This is a genomic window from Rhodanobacter sp. C05 (assembly GCF_002001165.1).
Lineage (GTDB): Bacteria > Pseudomonadota > Gammaproteobacteria > Xanthomonadales > Rhodanobacteraceae > Rhodanobacter.
Map to the genome: position 1 here is coordinate 22,611 of NZ_MUNQ01000009.1, position 18,528 is coordinate 41,138.

Consider the following 18,528-nt stretch of genomic DNA (forward strand, 5'->3'; position numbering starts at 1 on the left):
GCTGCGTTCATGCCTGCACTCGCCGCAACCACTGCTCACGGGTCTGGCCCCAGATTTCGATGGGCGATGCCTCATACGGTGCCGGCAGCTTGCCGGGGCCACGGCAGATCGATCCCAGCCGCTTCGCCAACGCCTGCGAGGCATGGTTGTCCGGATGGATGGAATGAATCACTTCGTTCCATCCCAGATTCGCGAATGCCCAGTCGATCGCCGCCGCGCTGCCTTCATAGGCATAACCCTTACCCCATGCATCGCGCACCAGACCCCAGCCGACCTCCGTTCCGGGCCAACCTTCCGGATACCAGGGGCCCAGCCGACCGAGCCAGCACCCACTGGCTTTCTCGATCACGGAAAACATCGAAAAACCCTGGATCATCCATGCCCCAGCCGAAGTCAGAAAGCTGCGCCATGCCACTGCACGCACTTGCTGGCCGCCAGTGAAACGGGTTGCCTCGGCGTCGGCCATCTTGGCGGCATACGCATCGAAGTCCTCCGCCCGGGGCGGGCGAAGGATCAGGCGCTCGGTTTCAATGCGCAACGAAGCAAAATCCATAAGCGCCCCGGTAGTGGGTACAGGGAAATCAGAACGCGTTGATGCCCGTCAGCTCACGACCGACCACCAGCTGGTGCACCGTCTCCGTGCCCTCATAGGTGATCACCGATTCCAGGTTCAGCGCATGACGGATCGCGCCATGCTCGGTGGTGATGCCGGCGCCGCCGAGGATGTCGCGGCACTCGCGTGCGATGTCGATCGCCATGCGGCAATTGTTCCACTTCGCCAGCGACACCTGGGTCGGCTGCATCTTGCCGGCATCCTTCAGGCGACCGAGCTGCAGCGACAACAACTGCGCCATGGTGATGCGGCGGCCCATGTCGGCCATCTTCAACTGCACCGCCTGGTTGGCTGCCAGCGGACGATCGAACAGGATGCGCTCCTTCGTGTAGTCGAGCACTTCCTTCAGGCACGCCTGCGCGGCACCGATCGGACCCCAGGTAATGCCGTAACGCGCCTGCGTGAGGCAACCCAACGGCCCCTTCAAGCCCTTCACATTCGGCAGCCGTGCGCTGTCCGGCACGCGCACGTTGTCGAAGAACAGCGCCGAAGTGACCGACGCGCGCAGGCTCATCTTCTTGTGGATTTCCTGCGCCTTGAAGCCGGCGGTGTCGGTCGGCACGATGAAGCCCTGGATGCCGTCCTCGGTCTGCGCCCACACGATCGCGATGTGCGCGAGGTTGCCGTTGGTGATCCACATCTTGGCGCCGTTGATGACCCAGTCGCCGCCATCCTTCTTGGCATTTGTCTTCATGTTGGCCGGATCGGAACCGCCGTGCGGTTCGGTCAGGCCGAAGCAGCCGATGATCTCGCCCGCCGCCATCTGCGGCAGATAGTGCTTTTTCTGCTCTTCGCTGCCGTAGGCATAGATCGGATACATGCACAGCGAACTCTGCACCGAGGCGAAGCTGCGCAGACCGGAATCACCGCGCTCCAGCTCCTGGCAGATCAGGCCGTAGCTGACGCCATTCATGCCGGCGCCGCCGTATTCTTCGGGAATCGTGGCGCCGAGCAGGCCGAGGCTGGCGATCTCCGGGATCAGCTCCTTCGGAAAGCGCGCCTGATCGAAACAGTCGCCGATGATCGGCAGCACACGCTCGTCGACGAAACGGCCTACGGTATCCTGCACCATGCGCTCCTCGTCGGTGAGCAGCGAGCGGACATCGTACAGATCGAGCGGATTCAGACTGACAGCCATGGAAGCTCCGGAAGCGGATGCGTAAAACCGCTATTGTAGCGCGGGACTCAGGCGCGCACAGTCGCCAGCCGGCCGCCCCGGGCGCGGTGATATCCGGCAAACCGGACCATCAAGCCTCCTCTCGAATACCGGAAATCCATGTTCAAAGGTGTACTGCTCGGTTTCATGGCATTCGCGGCGTATGCACTCAGCGACGCCTTCGTGAAGTCGCTGAGGGGCTCGCTACCCGCCTACGAAACCGTGTTCTTCGGTGCCGTGCTGGGACTGTGCGCACTACCCTTCATCAAGGCCAGGGGTGATCACTGGCGCGAAGTAATAGCCGCCAGACGCCCCGGCCTGTATCTGGTGCGCGCCGTAGCCGGCGCTGTCGGTGGCACCGCCGCTGTAATCGCTTTCACCGCACTGCCGATGGCCGAGGCATTTGCACTGATCTTCCTGCTGCCGATTTTCGTGACCATCCTGTCGGTGCTGCTGCTGAAGGAGCACGTCGGCTGGCGCCGCTGGTCGGCCGTGGTGGCCGGCTTCATCGGCGTACTCGTGGTGCTGCGCCCGGGCTTCCGTGCGCTCGGCATCGGCCATCTTGCCGCCATCATCTGCGGCATCGCCGGCGCCATCTCGATGATCGCGCTGCGCGTGGCAGGCCCGCATGAAAAACGCATCACCCTGTACAGCGCCGGCGTGATCGGACCGATGCTGCTCACCGGCGTACTGATGCTGGCGGATTTCCGCTGGCCCAACCTGCCGCAGGTCGGCCTGCTGCTCGGCTACGGCCTCCTTGCTGCGCTGGCCGGCGTGCTGCTGATGCTGGCCACGCAGAAAGCTCCAGCCAATCATGTCGCGCCGACCCAATACAGCCAGATGCTGTGGGCGGTACTCCTGGGTTACGTGCTGTTCCACGATCAACTGGACTGGCCGATGGCCGTCGGTATCGCCATCATCCTCGGCGCTGGCCTGTTCACCTTCGTGCGCGAGGAGAAGGTCACCCGCTGGTGGCAAAAGATCAGGATGGTCTGACCCTCCCTCATGCAGTCAATCAGACCGTGGCCGCACGCTTGTGCGAAAGCCATGCAGTCAGCTGCAACGGCAATCCCTGACACAACATGATGGACCAGGCTGCTTAAAGCCGTGACAGCGGCAAGGTATTGAATGGCACGCCGAGCAAGCTGCTGTTCTCTATCGGGTGCCATGCAGCTCCTGCTGCCGTTTCGCAGGCTGCCGAACGCGTCACGTCACATTCGCCGTCGCGAGGCGGAAACCCTCCTCAGGGTCTGGCGTCCGGCCGCTACGCCTTGATCCAGACACGATGCACAGATGCAGCTGCGCGATCCTGATGGGGGATTGAGCAATGACAGGAATCCATTCGATCGAACCCATGCTCGAGCAGCTCTACAGCTCGGTGCTTGACCCTGCCGGGTTGCATACGTTCGTAGGCAACCTGGATGACGACACGGACTTCGCCAGCGGCAGACCTCAGTTCGAGCGACGGAGACACTCACTGCCCATCCGGCACGATCCCTCCAGCTGCTCGGCAGCGGTGGCCTTGAGCAGGGAGCGGCGCCATGCCGTATCCAGCGGAACCGGAGTTGCCCGGCTTCTGCAGCCGCACCTGCATACGGCGTATGCAATCCAGCGTCACCTGAACCGGCTTGAAGCCCAGCTGCACACCCTTCACGGCTTGCTGGACCGGCTGGCCGCAGGTGTTGTCATGCTGGATGCGCAAGGTCATTGCCTGTTTGCCAATCCGGCCGCGCAACTCCTGCTCACCGGGCATGACGGCATGCAGCTCGTGCACGGCCGATTGCGTGCATGCGTTGCAACCGACCAGCTTCGCCTGCGCGCGCTGATCGATCTTGCAGTCAGCGGCTCGGCCGCATTCGATGCACAGATGCTTCTGCGCGATCTTGACGGGCGACCAGCCTTGATCCTGACCATCGGCACCCTGCACGACCATGACGTGGCAGCCGGAGAGGATGGCGACCGTGCTCGTGCTGCCGTATTCGTGCAGCCGGTGATCCCGCATCCGGGCAAGGCAGATGCCGTCCTCAGGGAGCTGTTCGACTTCACCACTGCCGAAGCCCGACTCGCACTTGCGTTGTTTGATACCGGCGATCTTGCCGAGGCCTGCGAACGCCTTGGCAAATCGCTGGCAACCGGCCGTGTCCAGCTGCGCATGTTGATGGAGAAAACCGGCTGCCACCGTCAAAGCGCCCTGTTCCGGGTACTTTCCGTCGCACTGTCACTCCCCGGGGCCTGCTCATCACAGCGGCATCCGCCTACGTCATTCGGGTGATGCGTCACGACGACGGGCGTTGCTAGTTTGGCCATGCAGGGGCACTGCCAGGAGAGTTGTTCCAGGGCAGATCCACCTGCCACACCTACATTCATCGTGAAGCCAGGAGGCCAGCACCATGTCAAATCGAGTGAGTCATCAGGAGATCGTCAGGAAACTGCTTGAAACCAAATCGATAGATTTCAACGCCATTGGCAAGACCGTCGCCGAAATCGGGCCGTCCGTTTCACTGGCCGACGAGCCTTGGGACATGTTTTGCGGAACCATGCGCACCTTCCTGCGCCTGTACATCCTCAATCCCGGAACTCCCGGCGGCGGGGTGGAAAACCTCGGGGGTCTGCGCAACGTGGCAGAAGAACTGGAACGCTGAACCGATCAAAGCCAGGAGCGTGGCAGAGAATCCAGAAGAAGCTCAGGAAGGATCCGGATGAACACCTCACGAGCCCGCTGGGACACCAGGGATCTTGTACGTCGTCTCTGCCACGCTCTTGTTGTCGCCAGACAAGTCGTGGATCAGCTTGCACCGGATGGCTACGCGGATTCCGAGCAGCCATCCAACAACCTGCGCCCCGAAAAAGCCATCTCCGAAACCGCCCTGCTCCTGCTGGCGGCGGAATCGGCTGCAGGTCAGCATCCGGAAGTCCGTGCCCATGTGGAACGGGTGGCACAGCGATTGATTCCGTACGCACGCAGCGAACGCATCAAGCTTGCCCTGTGCATGGAACCAGCGCTCGCGCTGGACTATGCCCATGCGCATATCTGCCTGGCCCGGCTGGGCTATCCCGACCAGGATTTCGATGCCTTGCTTCGGCAGAGTGTGCAGTCGCAAGCCTTCACGGGTCGCGAGCGACCACCGCACCGAATGCTCGAACAACTTTGGAGCACGGATCTGTGGTCCGGCCTTGACGTCAGTCGCCGCAGATCCACGAGTGCGGTGGCAAGATTGTCGCAGCTGAACCTGCCGATGGATCTTCTCAATGGTCATCGCGAGGACATTTATGCATTCACGCATGCCCTGCTCTATTGCAGCCGATTCAATCTCCACCCGCTGCAGCTGCCACGTCCACGACGGCTGATATTGGCGGAAGCCGAAGGTGCGCTTGCACGCTGCCTCGATGACCAGGACTACGATCTCGCTGGCGAGCTGCTGCTCGCGTGGCCGCTGACCGGAAAGTCCTGGAGTCCTGCCGCGGCATTCGGTTTCCGGGTTCTCGCGCAGGTCGAGGACGCCGCAGGATTCCTCCCCGCCCCGATCACCCGGCTTGACCGTGTTCATCGTCTGCAGGGGCTCGAGCGCCTTAACTATCTGCTGGCAACCTCGTACCACACTGTTTATGTGATGGGACTTCTGTGTGCTGCCGCACTGCTACCGGGGCGCGCGCCGCCAGTCGACATTTCAACCGAGGATGCAGTACGTGGCACCGCATCCCGTATCCTGAACCGACTGGATGCCTCTTGCCCTGATATGCATTGGCGCAACGAACTCGACAAGATGGACCACCTGCAACAGGACGCCATCGCCGGCCTGCTGCTTGATATCGCCATGCACAGGGCGGTCAGGCAACGCGACTTTGCCGGCCTGCACACATTGCTGCAGGTCGGCTGCGCATCCAATCTTGTCGACTCACCGGTTGCCAGCCAGGTCGCGGAAATGCTGGGGCGTGTCGCGGCCTGCCATCGCGCTCGTCCTGTACTGTCTGCAGGAATGGAGCCCGTAGCGCCGGCTTGCGAAAAATCTGCCGCTAGCGGATCGCGGCACTAGAAAGTTTTCCGCCACCACACCGGCAGATTCCTTCAGCGATCGTCCTGCTGCCCGCAGTGTAGGCAGCTTCTGCCGTGCGCCTGCTCATACTCCGGCCATCCCGTTGCCCATGGTTGCCCGTGCATATTTCAAGCCAGCGAACCAGGCTGCCACACCTTATGTTTGCCGTCCATCTTGAGCAATACGTGCAAGCACGTCATGGGCAATGGCAATCCGTGCCGAACAGCAGTTCAAGCGCTAAAATCGTGCACGGAGTCCACCGCGCAGGGATGCCTTCCTCTCAGCCGGAGGTATCACCATGATCCGCCCAATTCTGATTGCCCTGCTCGCAACCCTGGCACTCGACGCGCAGGCGGCGTCCGACACCTGCCGCATCAGCGGTACCGCTTACGATTACACCGGACATCCACTGCCTACGGCAGTAATCCGTTTGATCGATCGGCAGACACATCAGGCCGCCTATCGTGCAGCCGATGCGAATGCCACATTTGCATTCGCCGATCTGCCCATGGATGCCAGTGGGCAACGCTATCAGGTCGATGTGCTGAGCCCGGCTACCGTAGTCACCGGCACCCACATCCCTACGCGCTCAGTACTTGGTATCGCACCCGCCTTCGCCTGCGGTGCGGGCCAGAGTGTACGTGCAGACGTACGGGTCGAGGTGCGCTGACGCAACTGGCAGACATTCAGACCCCATCCCTGTCGTCGAGTGTCAACGGTTACTCACCCCATGTGGCACATGCCCGGTCGCCACATGCTTGCGTGCGGACTCCACGTTCGCAGGCGAATCGTCGAAGAAAATATCCGCGCCGAAGGCATCGAGGAACGGACCCTTGTCGCGGCCGCCAAGGAACAACGCCTCGTCGATGCGCACGCCCCAGCGGCGCAAGGTGAGAATCACGCGTTTGTGTGCCGGCGCGGAACGCGCGGTGACCAGGGCCGTGCGGATTGGCGAATTCTCGGCCGGGAATGCCACCTGCAGGCGATGCAAGGCCGTGAGAAAACCGCGAAACGGGCCTACCGACAAAGGTTCGGCGGCGTGCTCGGTTTCACTGCGATGGAAGGCTTCGAGACCTTCCTCGCGTGATACGCGCTCACCCTCGTCGCCGAAAATCACCGCGTCGCCATCGAACGCAATGCGCAGTTGTTCGGTGGCGCGCGGAGGTGCGGTGCTGGGCAGGATCGTCGCTGCTGCCACGCCGGCCGCGAGCGCGCGGCCGACATCTTCAGCGTTGGCAGAGAGGAACAGGTCAGCCTTGAACGGCGCGATATAGTCGGAGGTCGGCGCGCCGCTGGTGAACGCGGCGCGGCTGATTTCCAACCCGTAGTGCTGGATCGCGTTGAAAATGCGCAGGCCGGTGTCACCGGAATTGCGCGAGAGCAGGATCACCTCGACCGGCGGCACGTCGCCGGCCAGCCTGTTCAGACCCAGCAGCTTCTGCACCAGCGGGAAGGCGACGCCGGGCTTGAGGATCTCGTTCTCGTGGTCGATCTGGAACGAACGATATGCATCGAGCCCATCACGCTCGAACAAGGCATGGCTGTCGCCAAGATCGAACAGCGCGCGCGAGGATATCGCCACGACCAGACGGTTGTCGCCAACGGCAGTCGGATCATTGGCATCGGCGAGCGTGTAGGTCATGGCGACGGTAACGGATGATCCAGGAAATTGAATCTAACAAACGCGGTGAAGTTGTGCTTGCCGGTGTCACAAAGCTTTCGTCCGTCGCAACTCTGCTGCTGGGAGAGGAGAACAGCGGCCCAGGAGCGCGTTGCTCATTCCGCGGCAAACTGCTCGTCGAGAATGCGCTGCTCGAGGTTGTGCTCCGGGTCGAACAACAGCCGCACACCCTGGCCGCCGGATTGCCTGATCGCCACCGTACGCACATCACGCACTTCGTGGAAATCAGCGGTGGCACTGACCGGACGCTTGCCCGGATCGAGCACACGCAGGATCACTTCGGTGCGATGTGGCAGGATCGCGCCGCGCCAGCGGCGGGGACGGAACGGGCTGATCGGAGTGAGCGCCAGCACGTTCGCATCCAGCGGCAGGATCGGACCGTGCGCGGACAGGTTGTACGCGGTGGAGCCGGCCGGCGTGGCGACCATGATGCCGTCGCAGACCAGGTTCGCCAGCTTCACGGTGTCATTGAGCTGTACTTCGAGGTGTGCCGCCTGGTTGCTCTGGCGCAGCAGCGAGACTTCGTTGAAGGCGAGTGCCGTGTGTTCGTTGCCACCCGCATCGGTGACCTGCATCTGCAATGGAAACAGCGACGCGGTATGGGCGCGCTCGATCCGCTCGGGCAACCCATCGAGCTTGTGCTTGTTCATCAGGAAGCCGACGCGGCCCAGCTTCATGCCGTAGACCGGCACTTCCAGCGCGCGATGCGCATGCAGGGTTCGCAGCATGAAGCCGTCGCCACCCAGCGCCACGATCAGCTCGGCCTGCTCGGGTGGCACATCGCCGTAACGATCGACCAGTTTGCGTCGTGCCTGCTGGGCGACGCTGATGTCACTGGCGACGAAAGCAAAACGCATGCGCGGCAGCCTTGCGATGAGGTCAGTTGAGATTACACAGCATGAAGGCGCAAGACCATGACTGATCCTGCGCCTTCATCCTTCACATCATCAACCCGCGTCGGCTCAGCTCACCGGCACCTGCGCCAGCTGGGCCAGACGGCGCACCGCCACCGAAGCGATCGGGTAGTCGGCGTTCTGGGTGAGGATTTCCGCCAGCATGCTGCGGGTGTACTGCAGCGTGGCATCGTCGCGCTGCAGCCATGCCTGCACCGGCGAGATGTCCTTGCGGTCGCCGGTCAGGGCCAGTACCTGCAAGGCCAGCGCACGATGCTGATGATTGAGCTCATCCAGCAGCGAGCCGCGTGCCTGTGCGTGCCAGTGACCTTCGACCGGCAGCACTTCGATCTGGCTACGCAGCCACTCCAGGTCGAGCGCCTCGCCCAGCTCGAAGAACACGCCGGCTACCTTCTCCATCGGCTGGCCGCTCTGCTGGGCCACCTCGGCCATGTCCAGCGCCGCGCGCAACTCGGGCAAGCGCGCCAGCCGCAGTGCCAGCTCGGCGGGCAGGTCGAGGCCTTCCCATTTTTCCTGGGTGCAGGAGAAATCGCCCTTGCCGGTCGGGGTCAGCACGTCCGGCAGCGCCTTGCGCAAGGCCGACACGCTGGCCTGGTAACGCTCGACGTTGGCGGCGATGTCCAGCGTACCGCCCGGACGGTTCAGCAGCCAGCGGGTCATGTGGCGCAGCAGCGACCAGATCTGCTTGATCGCGTCGATCTGGGTGTCTTCAGCCACCTTGCTGTCGAGTGCCTCGATCTCCGCCCACAGCTCGCGCGCCTCGATGATCTCGCGTGCCGCCGTGTACGCCTTGGCGATCGCCGCCGGACGCTGGCCGGTGTCCTCCTGCATGCGCATCATGAAGGTGGCGCCCATGCGGTTGATCGTCGAGTTGGTCACCGCGGTGGCGATGATTTCGCGCTTCAGGCGATGACGCTGCATGTGCTCGGCGTACTTTTCATGCAGCGGCGCCGGGAAGTAGCGCACCAGTTCCTTGGACAGGTACGGGTCTTCCGGCACGTCCGAATCCAGCAGCTGCTGGAACAGACGGATCTTGTCGTACGACAACAGCACCGACAGCTCCGGCCGGGTCAGGCCCAAGCCGCGGCTCTTGCGTTCGGTCAGCTCGGCCTCGGACGGCAGGTTCTCGACCTGGCGATCCAGCGTGCCCTCGGCTTCCAGCGTGCGGATGAAGTGCGCCATCGAGCCGAGACGGCTCACCGACTGGTGCTCCATCAAGGTGATCGCCTGGTTCTGCCGGTAGTTGTCCCACAACACCAGCTGGCCGACCTCGTCGGTCATCGCCGCCAGCTGGGTGTTGCGCGCCGACTCGGTCAGCTCACCGCGCTGCACCGCATCGTTCAGCAGGATCTTGATGTTCACCTCGTGGTCGGAGGTGTCCACGCCGGCGGAGTTGTCGATGAAGTCGGTGTTGAGCAGCACGCCATGCTGGGCGGCCTCGATGCGGCCCTTCTGGGTCATGCCCAAGTTGCCGCCCTCGCCCACGATCTTGCAGCGCAGCTCGGCACCATTGACGCGCAGCGCGTTGTTGGCACGATCGCCCACATCGGCATGCGTTTCGGCAGCCGACTTCACATAGGTACCGATACCGCCGTTCCACAGCAGATCGACCGGTGCCTTGAGGATCGCGCTGAGCAGGTCGCTCGGCGACAGCTGCGTCACGTCGGGCTTGAGGCCCAGCACGGCACGCACTTCAGGAGATACCGGGATCGACTTCGCACTGCGCGGGTAGATGCCGCCACCGGCGGAGATCAGCGACTTGTCGTAATCGTCCCAGCTCGAACGCGGAATCTTGAACATGCGCTCGCGCTCGACGAACGAACGCGCGGTATCCGGGTTCGGATCGAGGAACACATGGCGATGATCGAACGCCGCCAGCAGGCGGGTGTGCTCGGACAGCAGCATGCCGTTGCCGAACACGTCACCGGACATGTCGCCGATGCCGACGCAGGTGAAGTCCTGCGTCTGGCAGTCGCGGTTGAGCGAGCGGAAGTGGCGCTTGACCGATTCCCACGCACCCTTGGCGGTGATGCCCATGCCCTTGTGGTCGTAACCGTTGGAACCGCCGGAGGCGAACGCGTCGCCGAGCCAGAAGTTGTGTTCGATCGAGATCGCATTGGCGATGTCGGAGAACGTGGCCGTGCCCTTGTCGGCGGCAACGACCAGATAGGGATCGTCGGCATCGTGGCGCACCACGTCGAGCGGGTTCACCACCTTGCCCTCGATCAGGTTGTCGGTGATGTCGAGCAGGCCGTTGATGAACAGGCGATAGCAGGCGATGCCCTCGGCCAGCTGTGCATCACGATCACCGCCCACCGGCGCCTTCTTGACGAAGAAACCGCCCTTGGAACCGACCGGCACGATCACCGTGTTCTTGACCATCTGCGCCTTCACGAGGCCCAGCACCTCGGTACGGAAATCCTCGCGGCGGTCGGACCAGCGCAGGCCGCCGCGCGCCACCGCGCCGAAGCGCAGGTGGATGCCCTCGACCCGTGGCGCGCAGACCCAGATCTCGCGGTACGGCACCGGCTTGGGCAGCTCGGGCACCAGGTGCGAGTCGAGCTTGTAGCTGATGTAGTCGCGATAGGCGCCGTTCCATTGCTGGAAGAAGCTGGTGCGCAAGGTAGCGCGGATCAGGGCGACGAAGCTGCGCAGGATGCGGTCCTCGTCGAGGCTGGCAACGTTTTCCAGCAGCACGCCGATGGCGCTCTCGACGATCTGGATCTGCTCGTCGCGCGGCTTGGACAACGCCGCACCGAGGCCATCAATCAGCCCCGGTTGCGCGCTCTGCACGTTGGCCGGGATCAACGCCTGCATCTCGGCCACCAGGCTCGCGCTGGCCACCTTCAGCTCATCCGCGGAAAGCGATTCGCGACGCGGGTCGAACTTCGCCAGGAACAGTTCCACCAGCAACCCGGCGATCGCGGGATAACGGTTGAGGGTTTCCTCCATGTAGGACTGCGAGAACGTCGCACCAGCCTGCTGCAGGTATTTGCAATAGCCGCGCAGCATCGCGACCTGGCGCCAGTTGAGCTTGGCACCCAGTACCAGCCGGTTGAAGCCGTCGTTCTCGGCGTTGCCGCGCCAGATCTGCTCGAACGCATCCTCGAACAATGCACCGACCTGCTCGACACTGAAGGTCAGCTTGCCCGCCGGCTGCACTTCGAAATCCTGGATCGACAGCGACGTGGCCTCGCCGGGGATCGCGTAGACATGCTCGGTAAGCACGCGCAGGCCGAGATTCTCCAGCTGCGGCAGCACTTCGGACAGCGCGATGTCGCCGCCTGAGCGGTACACCTTGAAGCGCAGGGTCTCGGGCGCCTTCGGCGGATGGTAGAACGACATCCGCAGTGCGTTGTCGCCGTTCAGCAGCGACAGCTGGTGCACGTCCTCGGCGGCGGCGGCCGGGCTGACATCCTCGACATAACCGGCCGGCAGCGCACGGGCATAGCGGTTGGCCAGCACCACACCTTCGTGATCGCCGCGTGCACTCACCAGCGCATCGCGCACGTCGTCGTGCCAGTTGCGCACGATGGCGGCGACGCCCTGTTCCAGCGCGGCCAGGTCGTACGATGGCTGATCGCCGATCTTCGGGCGCGCCACGATGGTCAGGCGTGCCAGTGCGGCCTCGCCCATCTGCACCGAGGAGTCGCTCTGCTCGGCATGCAGCGCCTTGCCCAGCAACGCCTCGATGCGCTCGCGCACCGCCGTGTTGAAGCGGTCGCGCGGCACGAACACCATGCAGCTGAAGAAGCGGCCGTAGCGGTCACGCCGCACGAACAGCCGCGTACGGACGCGCTGGCGCAGTTCCAGGATGCCCATCGCGGTGGCGAACAGCTCGTCTTCACTGCTCTGCAGCAGCTCTTCGCGCGGCAGCGTTTCCAGGATGTGGCGCAGCGACTTGCCGGAATACGAATCGCGCTTGAGTCCCGAGCGGGCCAGCACGGCCTCGACCTTGTGGCGCACCAGCGGCACATCCTGCGGACGCACCATGTAGGCATTGGAGGTGAACAGGCCGAGGAAGCGCTGCTCGGCCGCCGCCCTGCCGTTCGGGCCGAACTTCAGCACGCCGATGTAATCCATGTAGCCGGCACGATGCACGTGCGAACGCGCATTGGTCTTGGTCAGGATGATCGCATCGGTCGAACCGGACTGCGGCAGCTCGCTGGCTGCCAGGGTGCGCAGCGAGCGCGGCGCCATCGAGCGGTCGGTCTTGCGCAGGATGCCCAGCCCGGAGGACTCGACCGAGCGCAGCACGCGATCGCCGTCGGCCTCGGAGACTTCGTACTCGCGGTAACCGAGGAAGGTGAAATTGTCATCGGCGATCCAGCGCATGAATTCGCTGGCTTCCTGCACCGACGCAGCATCCAGTGGCAGCTGCCGCTGCGGCAGGTCGGCGGCGATCGCCAGTGCCTTGTCGCGCATCGCCGCCCAGTCGTTCACGGAAGCGCGTACATCGTCCAGCGCGGTTTCGACCTGTGCCTTGAGCTGCGCCTGTTCGGCATCGTCGGCAACCCGGTCGACCTCGAAATGCATGACCGACTCGGGCACACCGGCCTCGTCACCGAGACTCTGCAGCTGACCGGATGCGTCGCGCACCACCTTCAGCACCGGATGGATCACCGCATGGATCTGCAGCCCGTTCGACGCGATCATGCTCACCGTATCGATCAGGAACGGCATGTCGTCGGTCACGATCTGCAACAGGCTGCGACCGGCATGCGTGCCTACGGGATTGAGCACGCGCACCGAGGCGCGGCCCGGCGGGCGTTGCTGCATGAATTCCAGCAGGCCACCGACCACCGCCGCCCACTGCGTCGGCGTGTGCAGATCCGTGTCGCTGCTGGCGATGCGCGCGAAGAACGCCTGGCAAAACACCTCTGCCTCGCTCAATCGCTGCGGCGACATGCCGCCTTTCTTCAGCTCATCAAGCACAACAGACGGGAGGGAAAGATCGTTCGCCGCGAGGGTCGCATTCATGGCATCTACTTGTCAGTGGAGACGAGGATAGGGAATGTGGGTGATAAAGCCTTGGAAGGATACGCTCCGCGTCAGGGTGAATCCACCCGCGCCGCGCCAATTCGCACCATGCCCGCGCGCATGGAATCGTCGTATCGACCAGCCTTGTGACCATCACCCGCCAACTCTTATTAGGCGGATGACTTCAAACCATGCATGCCATGCAATCCGAAACGTTGCAGCGCATGAACCAGGCCCGTCCTCATCATGACCATCAAGTCGCGGCAACGATGTGACATGCGGGCGATCGCGTCGCTCGTTTTGTCCAGATCGCCGTCGTCATGTCAATGACTGGATTCGCGGCACAAATAAAATGTAAACTGACCGGTATAGTCTGAATCGAAGGCGCATGACGGCAACATTCGCGACACGACCAGGCAGAAATGACCACGGCCAGCGATGGCCAGGCCAACCAATGACACAAGACAGATGGATCGCGATGCAGTATCTGGTTGTCGGATCTGCTGCGCGCGCCACGACGCCCACCCATTCCCCCGATCACGCAAGTCCCGGAGCTCTCATGAAGTCCTCTCTACTGCGCGCACCGTTGCTGTGCCTGAGCCTGCTGACGCTTGCCGCCTGCGGCAATGGCAAGACCCAAGGTCCGCCGCAGATGACGCCAGAGGTAGGCGTAATCACGGCGCACCCGGAAAACGTACCCCTGGCCAGGGATACGTCCGGCCGGCTTTCACCCTATTACAGCGCCAACGTGACCGCGCGCGTCTCCGGGGTGCTGCTCAAGCGCAATTACACGGAAGGCAGTGCAGTGAAGCAGGGCCAACTGCTGTTTGAAATCGACCCGGCCTACTACCAGACCCAGCTCAACAACGCCCGGAGCATCCTGGCCCAGGACCAGGCCACGTATACGAACGCCCGCGTCACCGCCGAGCGTGATCACAAGCTCATACCCCAGGGCTATGTGTCGCAACAGCAGGTGGACAACGACAACGCCGCCGTGCGCACGGCAGCGGCCAAGGTCCAGGCTGATCAGGCGGGCGTGGCCAGCGCCCGGGTCAATCTGGGCTATACCAAGGTGACCTCGCCGATCGACGGTATCGCCGGCCAGCAGCAGGTCACCGTCGGCGCGACCGTGGGCAATGGCACCAGCGATGTCGGCTCCGGCGGCACCCTGCTGACCACCGTCCAGCAGATCGACCAGCTGTACGTGAACTTCACCATCAGCGCGGCCGAGCTGTCGATGCTGCAACAGGCGAAGAGCAAGGGCAGCGTTGCGCTCTCCACACAGGACAAGACCACCGTGCAGATCACCCTGCCCGACGGCAGCAAGTTCGATCAGCTCGGCACGCTGGACTTTTCCGATGTGTCGGTGAACGCGACCACCGGCGCCGTCAACCTGCGCGCCCTGGTGCCCAACCCGCAGCACCAGCTGTTGCCAGGCATGTACGTCAACCTCAGCGTCAACCTCGGCCAGCTGAACCATGTGTTCCTGATTCCTCAGCAAGCCCTGCTGCGCGACTCCGTCGGTGCCTATGCACTGGTAGTCGGCCAGGACAACAAGGTCGTGCGCAAGGACGTGAGTGCTCGCAACAGCTACCGCGACAACTGGATAGTGACCAGCGGCCTCGGCGCAGGCGACCAGGTGATCGTGACGGGGCTGCAGGGCGTGAAAGAAGGCGGCCCTGCCAAAGCGTCGCCGTGGCAGCCATCGCAAGACACATCGGCTCAGGCCAATTCCGCCTCGGCACAAGGCGGTCAATCCGCCGGCAACAAGCAGTAAGGAAGCCGTCTCATGCCAAGTTTCTTTATCGACCGCCCGATTTTTGCCTGGGTGGTCGCCATCCTGATCTCGCTGGGCGGCATCATCGCGATGCTCAACCTGGGCATCGATTCCTATCCTGATATCGCACCGCCTCAAGTGACGATCAGTGCGAGCTATCCCGGCGCCAGCGCCGCGACGATGGAGTCGACGGTTACCCAGGTGATCGAGCAGCAGCTCACCGGCATCGACAACCTGATGTATTTCAGCTCGTCGTCCAACTCCAGTGGCAGCAGCACGATCACCCTCACCTTCGCCACGGGTACCAACCCCGATATCGCCCAGGTGCAGGTGCAGAACAAGGTCACCCTGTCGCAGCCGCTGCTGCCGGCCTCGGTGACCCAGCAGGGCGTGGTGGTGGCCAAGGCCAGCCCCGACATTCTGATGTTTATCGGCCTGACCTCCGACAATCCGTCGATCGACGCGGCGCGCCTCGCCGATATCGTCGCCTCGCAGATCCAGCCCGTGGTCTCCCGCATCAACGGCATCGGCAACACCTTCGAGCTCGGTTCGGAGTACGCCGTGCGTATCTGGCTGGATCCGGACAAGCTGCAAGGCTATGGGCTTTCGGCCAGCCAGGTCCTGAGCGCCGTCAGCTCGCAGAACGCGCAGTTCGCTGCAGGCTCCCTGGGTGCCGACCCATCCACCAAGGGGCAGGAGTTCACCGCCACCGTCGCGGCCGACACGCTGTTTTCGTCGCTGGAGCAGTTCCGCAACATCATCCTGCTCACCAACAACGATGGCACCACCGTCCACCTGAGCGACGTCGCCCGCATCACGTTCGGACCGCAGAATTATGGTTCGGCGGCCATCTACAAGGGCAAACCGGCGGGCGGCCTGGGCCTGTTCCTGCTGCCCGGTGCCAACGCACTTTCCGTGGCAGAGGCGGTGAAATCGCAGATGGCGGTACTGGCCAAGGATCTCCCGCCCGGCGTGCAATGGGACGTGCCCTACGACACCACCCCGTTCATCGTCGCCTCGATCACCGATGTGGTGCACACCCTGCTCGAGGCGATCGTGCTGGTGTTCCTGGTGATGCTGATCTTCCTGCAGAACATCCGGGCCACCATCATCCCCACGCTGGTGATTCCGGTGGCCTTGCTGGGCACCTTCATCGGTCTGTATCTGCTGCATTACTCGCTCAACCAGCTCACCTTGTTCGGCATGGTGCTGGCGATCGGCATCGTGGTGGACGACGCGATCGTGGTGATCGAGAACGTCGAACGCATCATGAGCGAGGAGCATCTGGAGCCCAAGGCTGCCGCGCGCAAGGCGATGGGCCAGATTACCGGCGCAATCGTGGCGATCACCGTGGTGCTGACAGCCGTGTTCGTGCCCTCGGCCCTGCAGCCGGGCGCTACCGGCATCGTGTATGCCCAGTTCGCACTGACCATCGCGATCTCGATGGCGTTTTCGGCGTTCCTGGCGCTGTCGTTCACTCCGGCGCTGTGCGCGAGCCTGCTCAAGCCGACTCATAACGAGAAGAAGAATTTCGCCTTCAGCTGGTTCAACAAGACCTTCGACTGGGTGACACGTACCTATCACGGCCACGTCGGCAGTGCGGTACGCCATGCCCCACGCTGGATGCTGGCGTTCGCCCTGGTCACCGTACTGGCCGGGTTTCTGTACACCCGTGTGCCGACCAGTTTCGTGCCTGACGAAGATCAAGGCTTCATGCTGGCGGTGATTTCCCTGCCGCCTGGCGCCACCCTGCAACGCACCAACCAGGTGATGACCGAGATCCGGGACAAGCTTGTGCACAGTCCCATCGGCAAGGACATCGTGGCGATCTTCCAGCCGGAAGGTTTCAGCTTCGTCGGCAACGCCGAAAACGTCGGCATGGCCTTCATCAAGCTGACACCCTGGGACAAGCGCTCGCAAACCGCGATGCAATTGATCCCGCAGGCCAACGGGATCCTGCACAGCATCACCGGCGCACAGATTTTCGTGGTGAACCTGCCGACCATCCGCGGCCTCAGCCAGTTCGGTGGCGTCGACATGTACCTTCAGGCGCGTGCCGGTCAAACGCGTGGCGAATTGGCGCAAGCAATGGGAACCCTGCTAGCCAAGGCTGGCAAGGATCCCACGCTATATGGCATCCGCCCCAACTCGCTGCCGGAAGCGCCGCAGTTGCAAATGAGCGTCGACCGCGTGCAGGCCCAGACCATGGGCCTGTCGCTCACCGATGTATACGATGCCCTGCGCTTGCTGCTGGCGCCGAACTACATCAACCAGTTCAATTACGGGGGCCGCATCAAGCGCGTGTATATGCAAGCTGATGCGCCCTACCGCATGGGCATGGATGCCCTGCAACACATCTACACGCCAAGCGGCATCAGCAATGCAACCAGCAGCAACGGCACCGTCGCTCAGGTCAATCCCTCGGCCAGCAACAACTCGATCAGCCCGTACAACATGGTGCCGCTGTCCAGCGTGGTGAAGGCCGACTGGGGCATGGGACCGGTCTCGCTGCCACGCTACAACGGCTATTCCGCCGTGGAAATCGTGGGCAATTCCGCGCCGGGCTACTCCACCGGCCAGGCCATGCAGGCGCTGCAGAACATCATCGACAAGGACCTGCCAGGCGGCTTCGCCTCGGATTGGACCGGCCAGTCGTATCAGGAAGTGCTGGCCGGCAACTCGGCCACGGTACTGTTGCTGATGTCGATCCTGGTCGTGTTCCTGTGCCTGTCGGCGCTGTATGAAAGCTGGTCGATCCCGCTCGCCGTGTTGCTGGTGGTGCCGCTTGGCCTGCTGGGCATGGTGACGTTCTGCTTGCTGACCGGCACGCCCAACGATATCTACTTCAAGATCGGCTTGGTTACCGTCATGGGTCTCGCAGCCAAGAACGCGATCCTGATCGTCGAGTTCGCGGTGGAGCAACAGGCTGCCGGCAAGCCGCTGTTCGAGGCCGTGCTCACGGCAGCCCGGCTGCGCTTGCGCCCGATCCTGATGACCTCGATGGCCTTCATCCTGGGCGTGTTTCCGCTGGTCATCTCCAGCGGTGCAGGCGCGGTCTCCCGTCATGAAATCGGCACCGGCGTGATTGGCGGCATGATCTTCGCCACCTTCTTCGGCCTGCTGCTGATTCCGGTGTTTTACGTGGTGGTGCGGCGCATGCTGGGTGACAAGCTGGACGGTGATACACCGCCGGCGCCGGCCGCCGGTCACGGTGGAATGCAGTCGTTCGACTCCGACCCGCATCGCGGGGCGTAAGAACGGAGGAGTGAGTGGAGAGGAGCGAGAGAAAGGCCCGCGCTCCTCCAGCTCACCGCTAGACCAAAGTAAAAGGCCCCGGCGCAAACCGGGGCCTTTTACTTTGGTGCGAGACAAT

General features: G+C 63.2%; 12 protein-coding genes. 7 read left to right on the top strand and 5 right to left on the bottom strand.

All coding sequences use genetic code 11. The annotated features are described in order from the left end of the window. Positions 1–7: 7 nt before the first annotated feature. Positions 8–553 (bottom strand): GNAT family N-acetyltransferase, encoded by a 546-nt coding sequence (locus B0E51_RS08170; protein WP_077444408.1) that lies wholly within the window; start codon positions 551–553, stop codon positions 8–10. Positions 554–581: 28 nt separating this feature from the next. Continuing rightward, on the bottom strand, positions 582–1,751 hold the full coding sequence (locus tag B0E51_RS08175) for an acyl-CoA dehydrogenase family protein (protein ID WP_077444409.1): 1,170 nt from the start codon (positions 1,749–1,751) through the stop codon (positions 582–584). A 138-nt stretch (positions 1,752–1,889) separates the two neighbouring features. On the opposite strand from B0E51_RS08175, the gene B0E51_RS08180 reads away from it, so the two are divergent. The 5 genes from B0E51_RS08180 to B0E51_RS08200 all read left to right on the top strand — a co-directional run bounded on the left by B0E51_RS08180 (position 1,890) and on the right by B0E51_RS08200 (position 6,473). After that, entirely contained in the window at positions 1,890–2,765 is an 876-nt protein-coding gene (locus tag B0E51_RS08180) for a DMT family transporter (RefSeq protein WP_077444410.1), read from the top strand. A gap of 331 nt (positions 2,766–3,096) precedes the next feature. Next, positions 3,097–4,041 carry a PAS domain-containing protein gene (locus B0E51_RS08185; RefSeq protein ID WP_077444411.1) on the top strand — a complete coding sequence of 315 codons (945 nt, stop codon included), beginning with the start codon at positions 3,097–3,099 and terminating at the stop codon, positions 4,039–4,041. Between the two features lie 118 nt (positions 4,042–4,159). After that, positions 4,160–4,411: a hypothetical protein gene (locus B0E51_RS08190; protein WP_143525848.1), complete on the top strand. Its 252-nt coding sequence runs from the start codon at positions 4,160–4,162 to the stop codon at positions 4,409–4,411. A 57-nt stretch (positions 4,412–4,468) separates the two neighbouring features. Further along, a complete protein-coding gene (locus B0E51_RS08195) occupies positions 4,469–5,803 on the top strand; it encodes a hypothetical protein (RefSeq protein ID WP_143525849.1) in 1,335 nt (444 codons plus the stop codon). 298 nt (positions 5,804–6,101) lie between these two features. After that, complete coding sequence (locus B0E51_RS08200) at positions 6,102–6,473, top strand: hypothetical protein (protein WP_077444414.1); 372 nt, start codon at positions 6,102–6,104, stop codon at positions 6,471–6,473. Positions 6,474–6,515: 42 nt separating this feature from the next. Here the strand turns inward: B0E51_RS08200 and B0E51_RS08205 are convergent, their stop codons facing one another. The 3 genes from B0E51_RS08205 to B0E51_RS08215 form a co-directional block, all read right to left on the bottom strand. Then, the gene (locus B0E51_RS08205; RefSeq protein WP_077444415.1) at positions 6,516–7,445 is read right to left on the bottom strand and encodes a 5'-nucleotidase; all 930 of its coding nucleotides are present in this window, start codon (positions 7,443–7,445) and stop codon (positions 6,516–6,518) included. Between the two features lie 134 nt (positions 7,446–7,579). Further along, positions 7,580–8,341, bottom strand: coding sequence for an NAD kinase (locus B0E51_RS08210; RefSeq protein WP_077444416.1), 762 nt, complete (start codon positions 8,339–8,341; stop codon positions 7,580–7,582). Positions 8,342–8,446: 105 nt separating this feature from the next. Continuing rightward, positions 8,447–13,378, bottom strand: coding sequence for an NAD-glutamate dehydrogenase domain-containing protein (locus B0E51_RS08215; protein ID WP_077444417.1), 4,932 nt, complete (start codon positions 13,376–13,378; stop codon positions 8,447–8,449). Between the two features lie 559 nt (positions 13,379–13,937). On the opposite strand from B0E51_RS08215, the gene B0E51_RS08220 reads away from it, so the two are divergent. Together B0E51_RS08220 and B0E51_RS08225 are read left to right on the top strand one after the other, a co-directional pair. Next, positions 13,938–15,155: an efflux RND transporter periplasmic adaptor subunit gene (locus tag B0E51_RS08220; protein WP_077444418.1), complete on the top strand. Its 1,218-nt coding sequence runs from the start codon at positions 13,938–13,940 to the stop codon at positions 15,153–15,155. Between the two features lie 12 nt (positions 15,156–15,167). Further along, positions 15,168–18,410 carry a multidrug efflux RND transporter permease subunit gene (locus tag B0E51_RS08225; protein WP_077444419.1) on the top strand — a complete coding sequence of 1,081 codons (3,243 nt, stop codon included), beginning with the start codon at positions 15,168–15,170 and terminating at the stop codon, positions 18,408–18,410. The last annotated feature ends 118 nt before the right edge of the window (positions 18,411–18,528 follow it).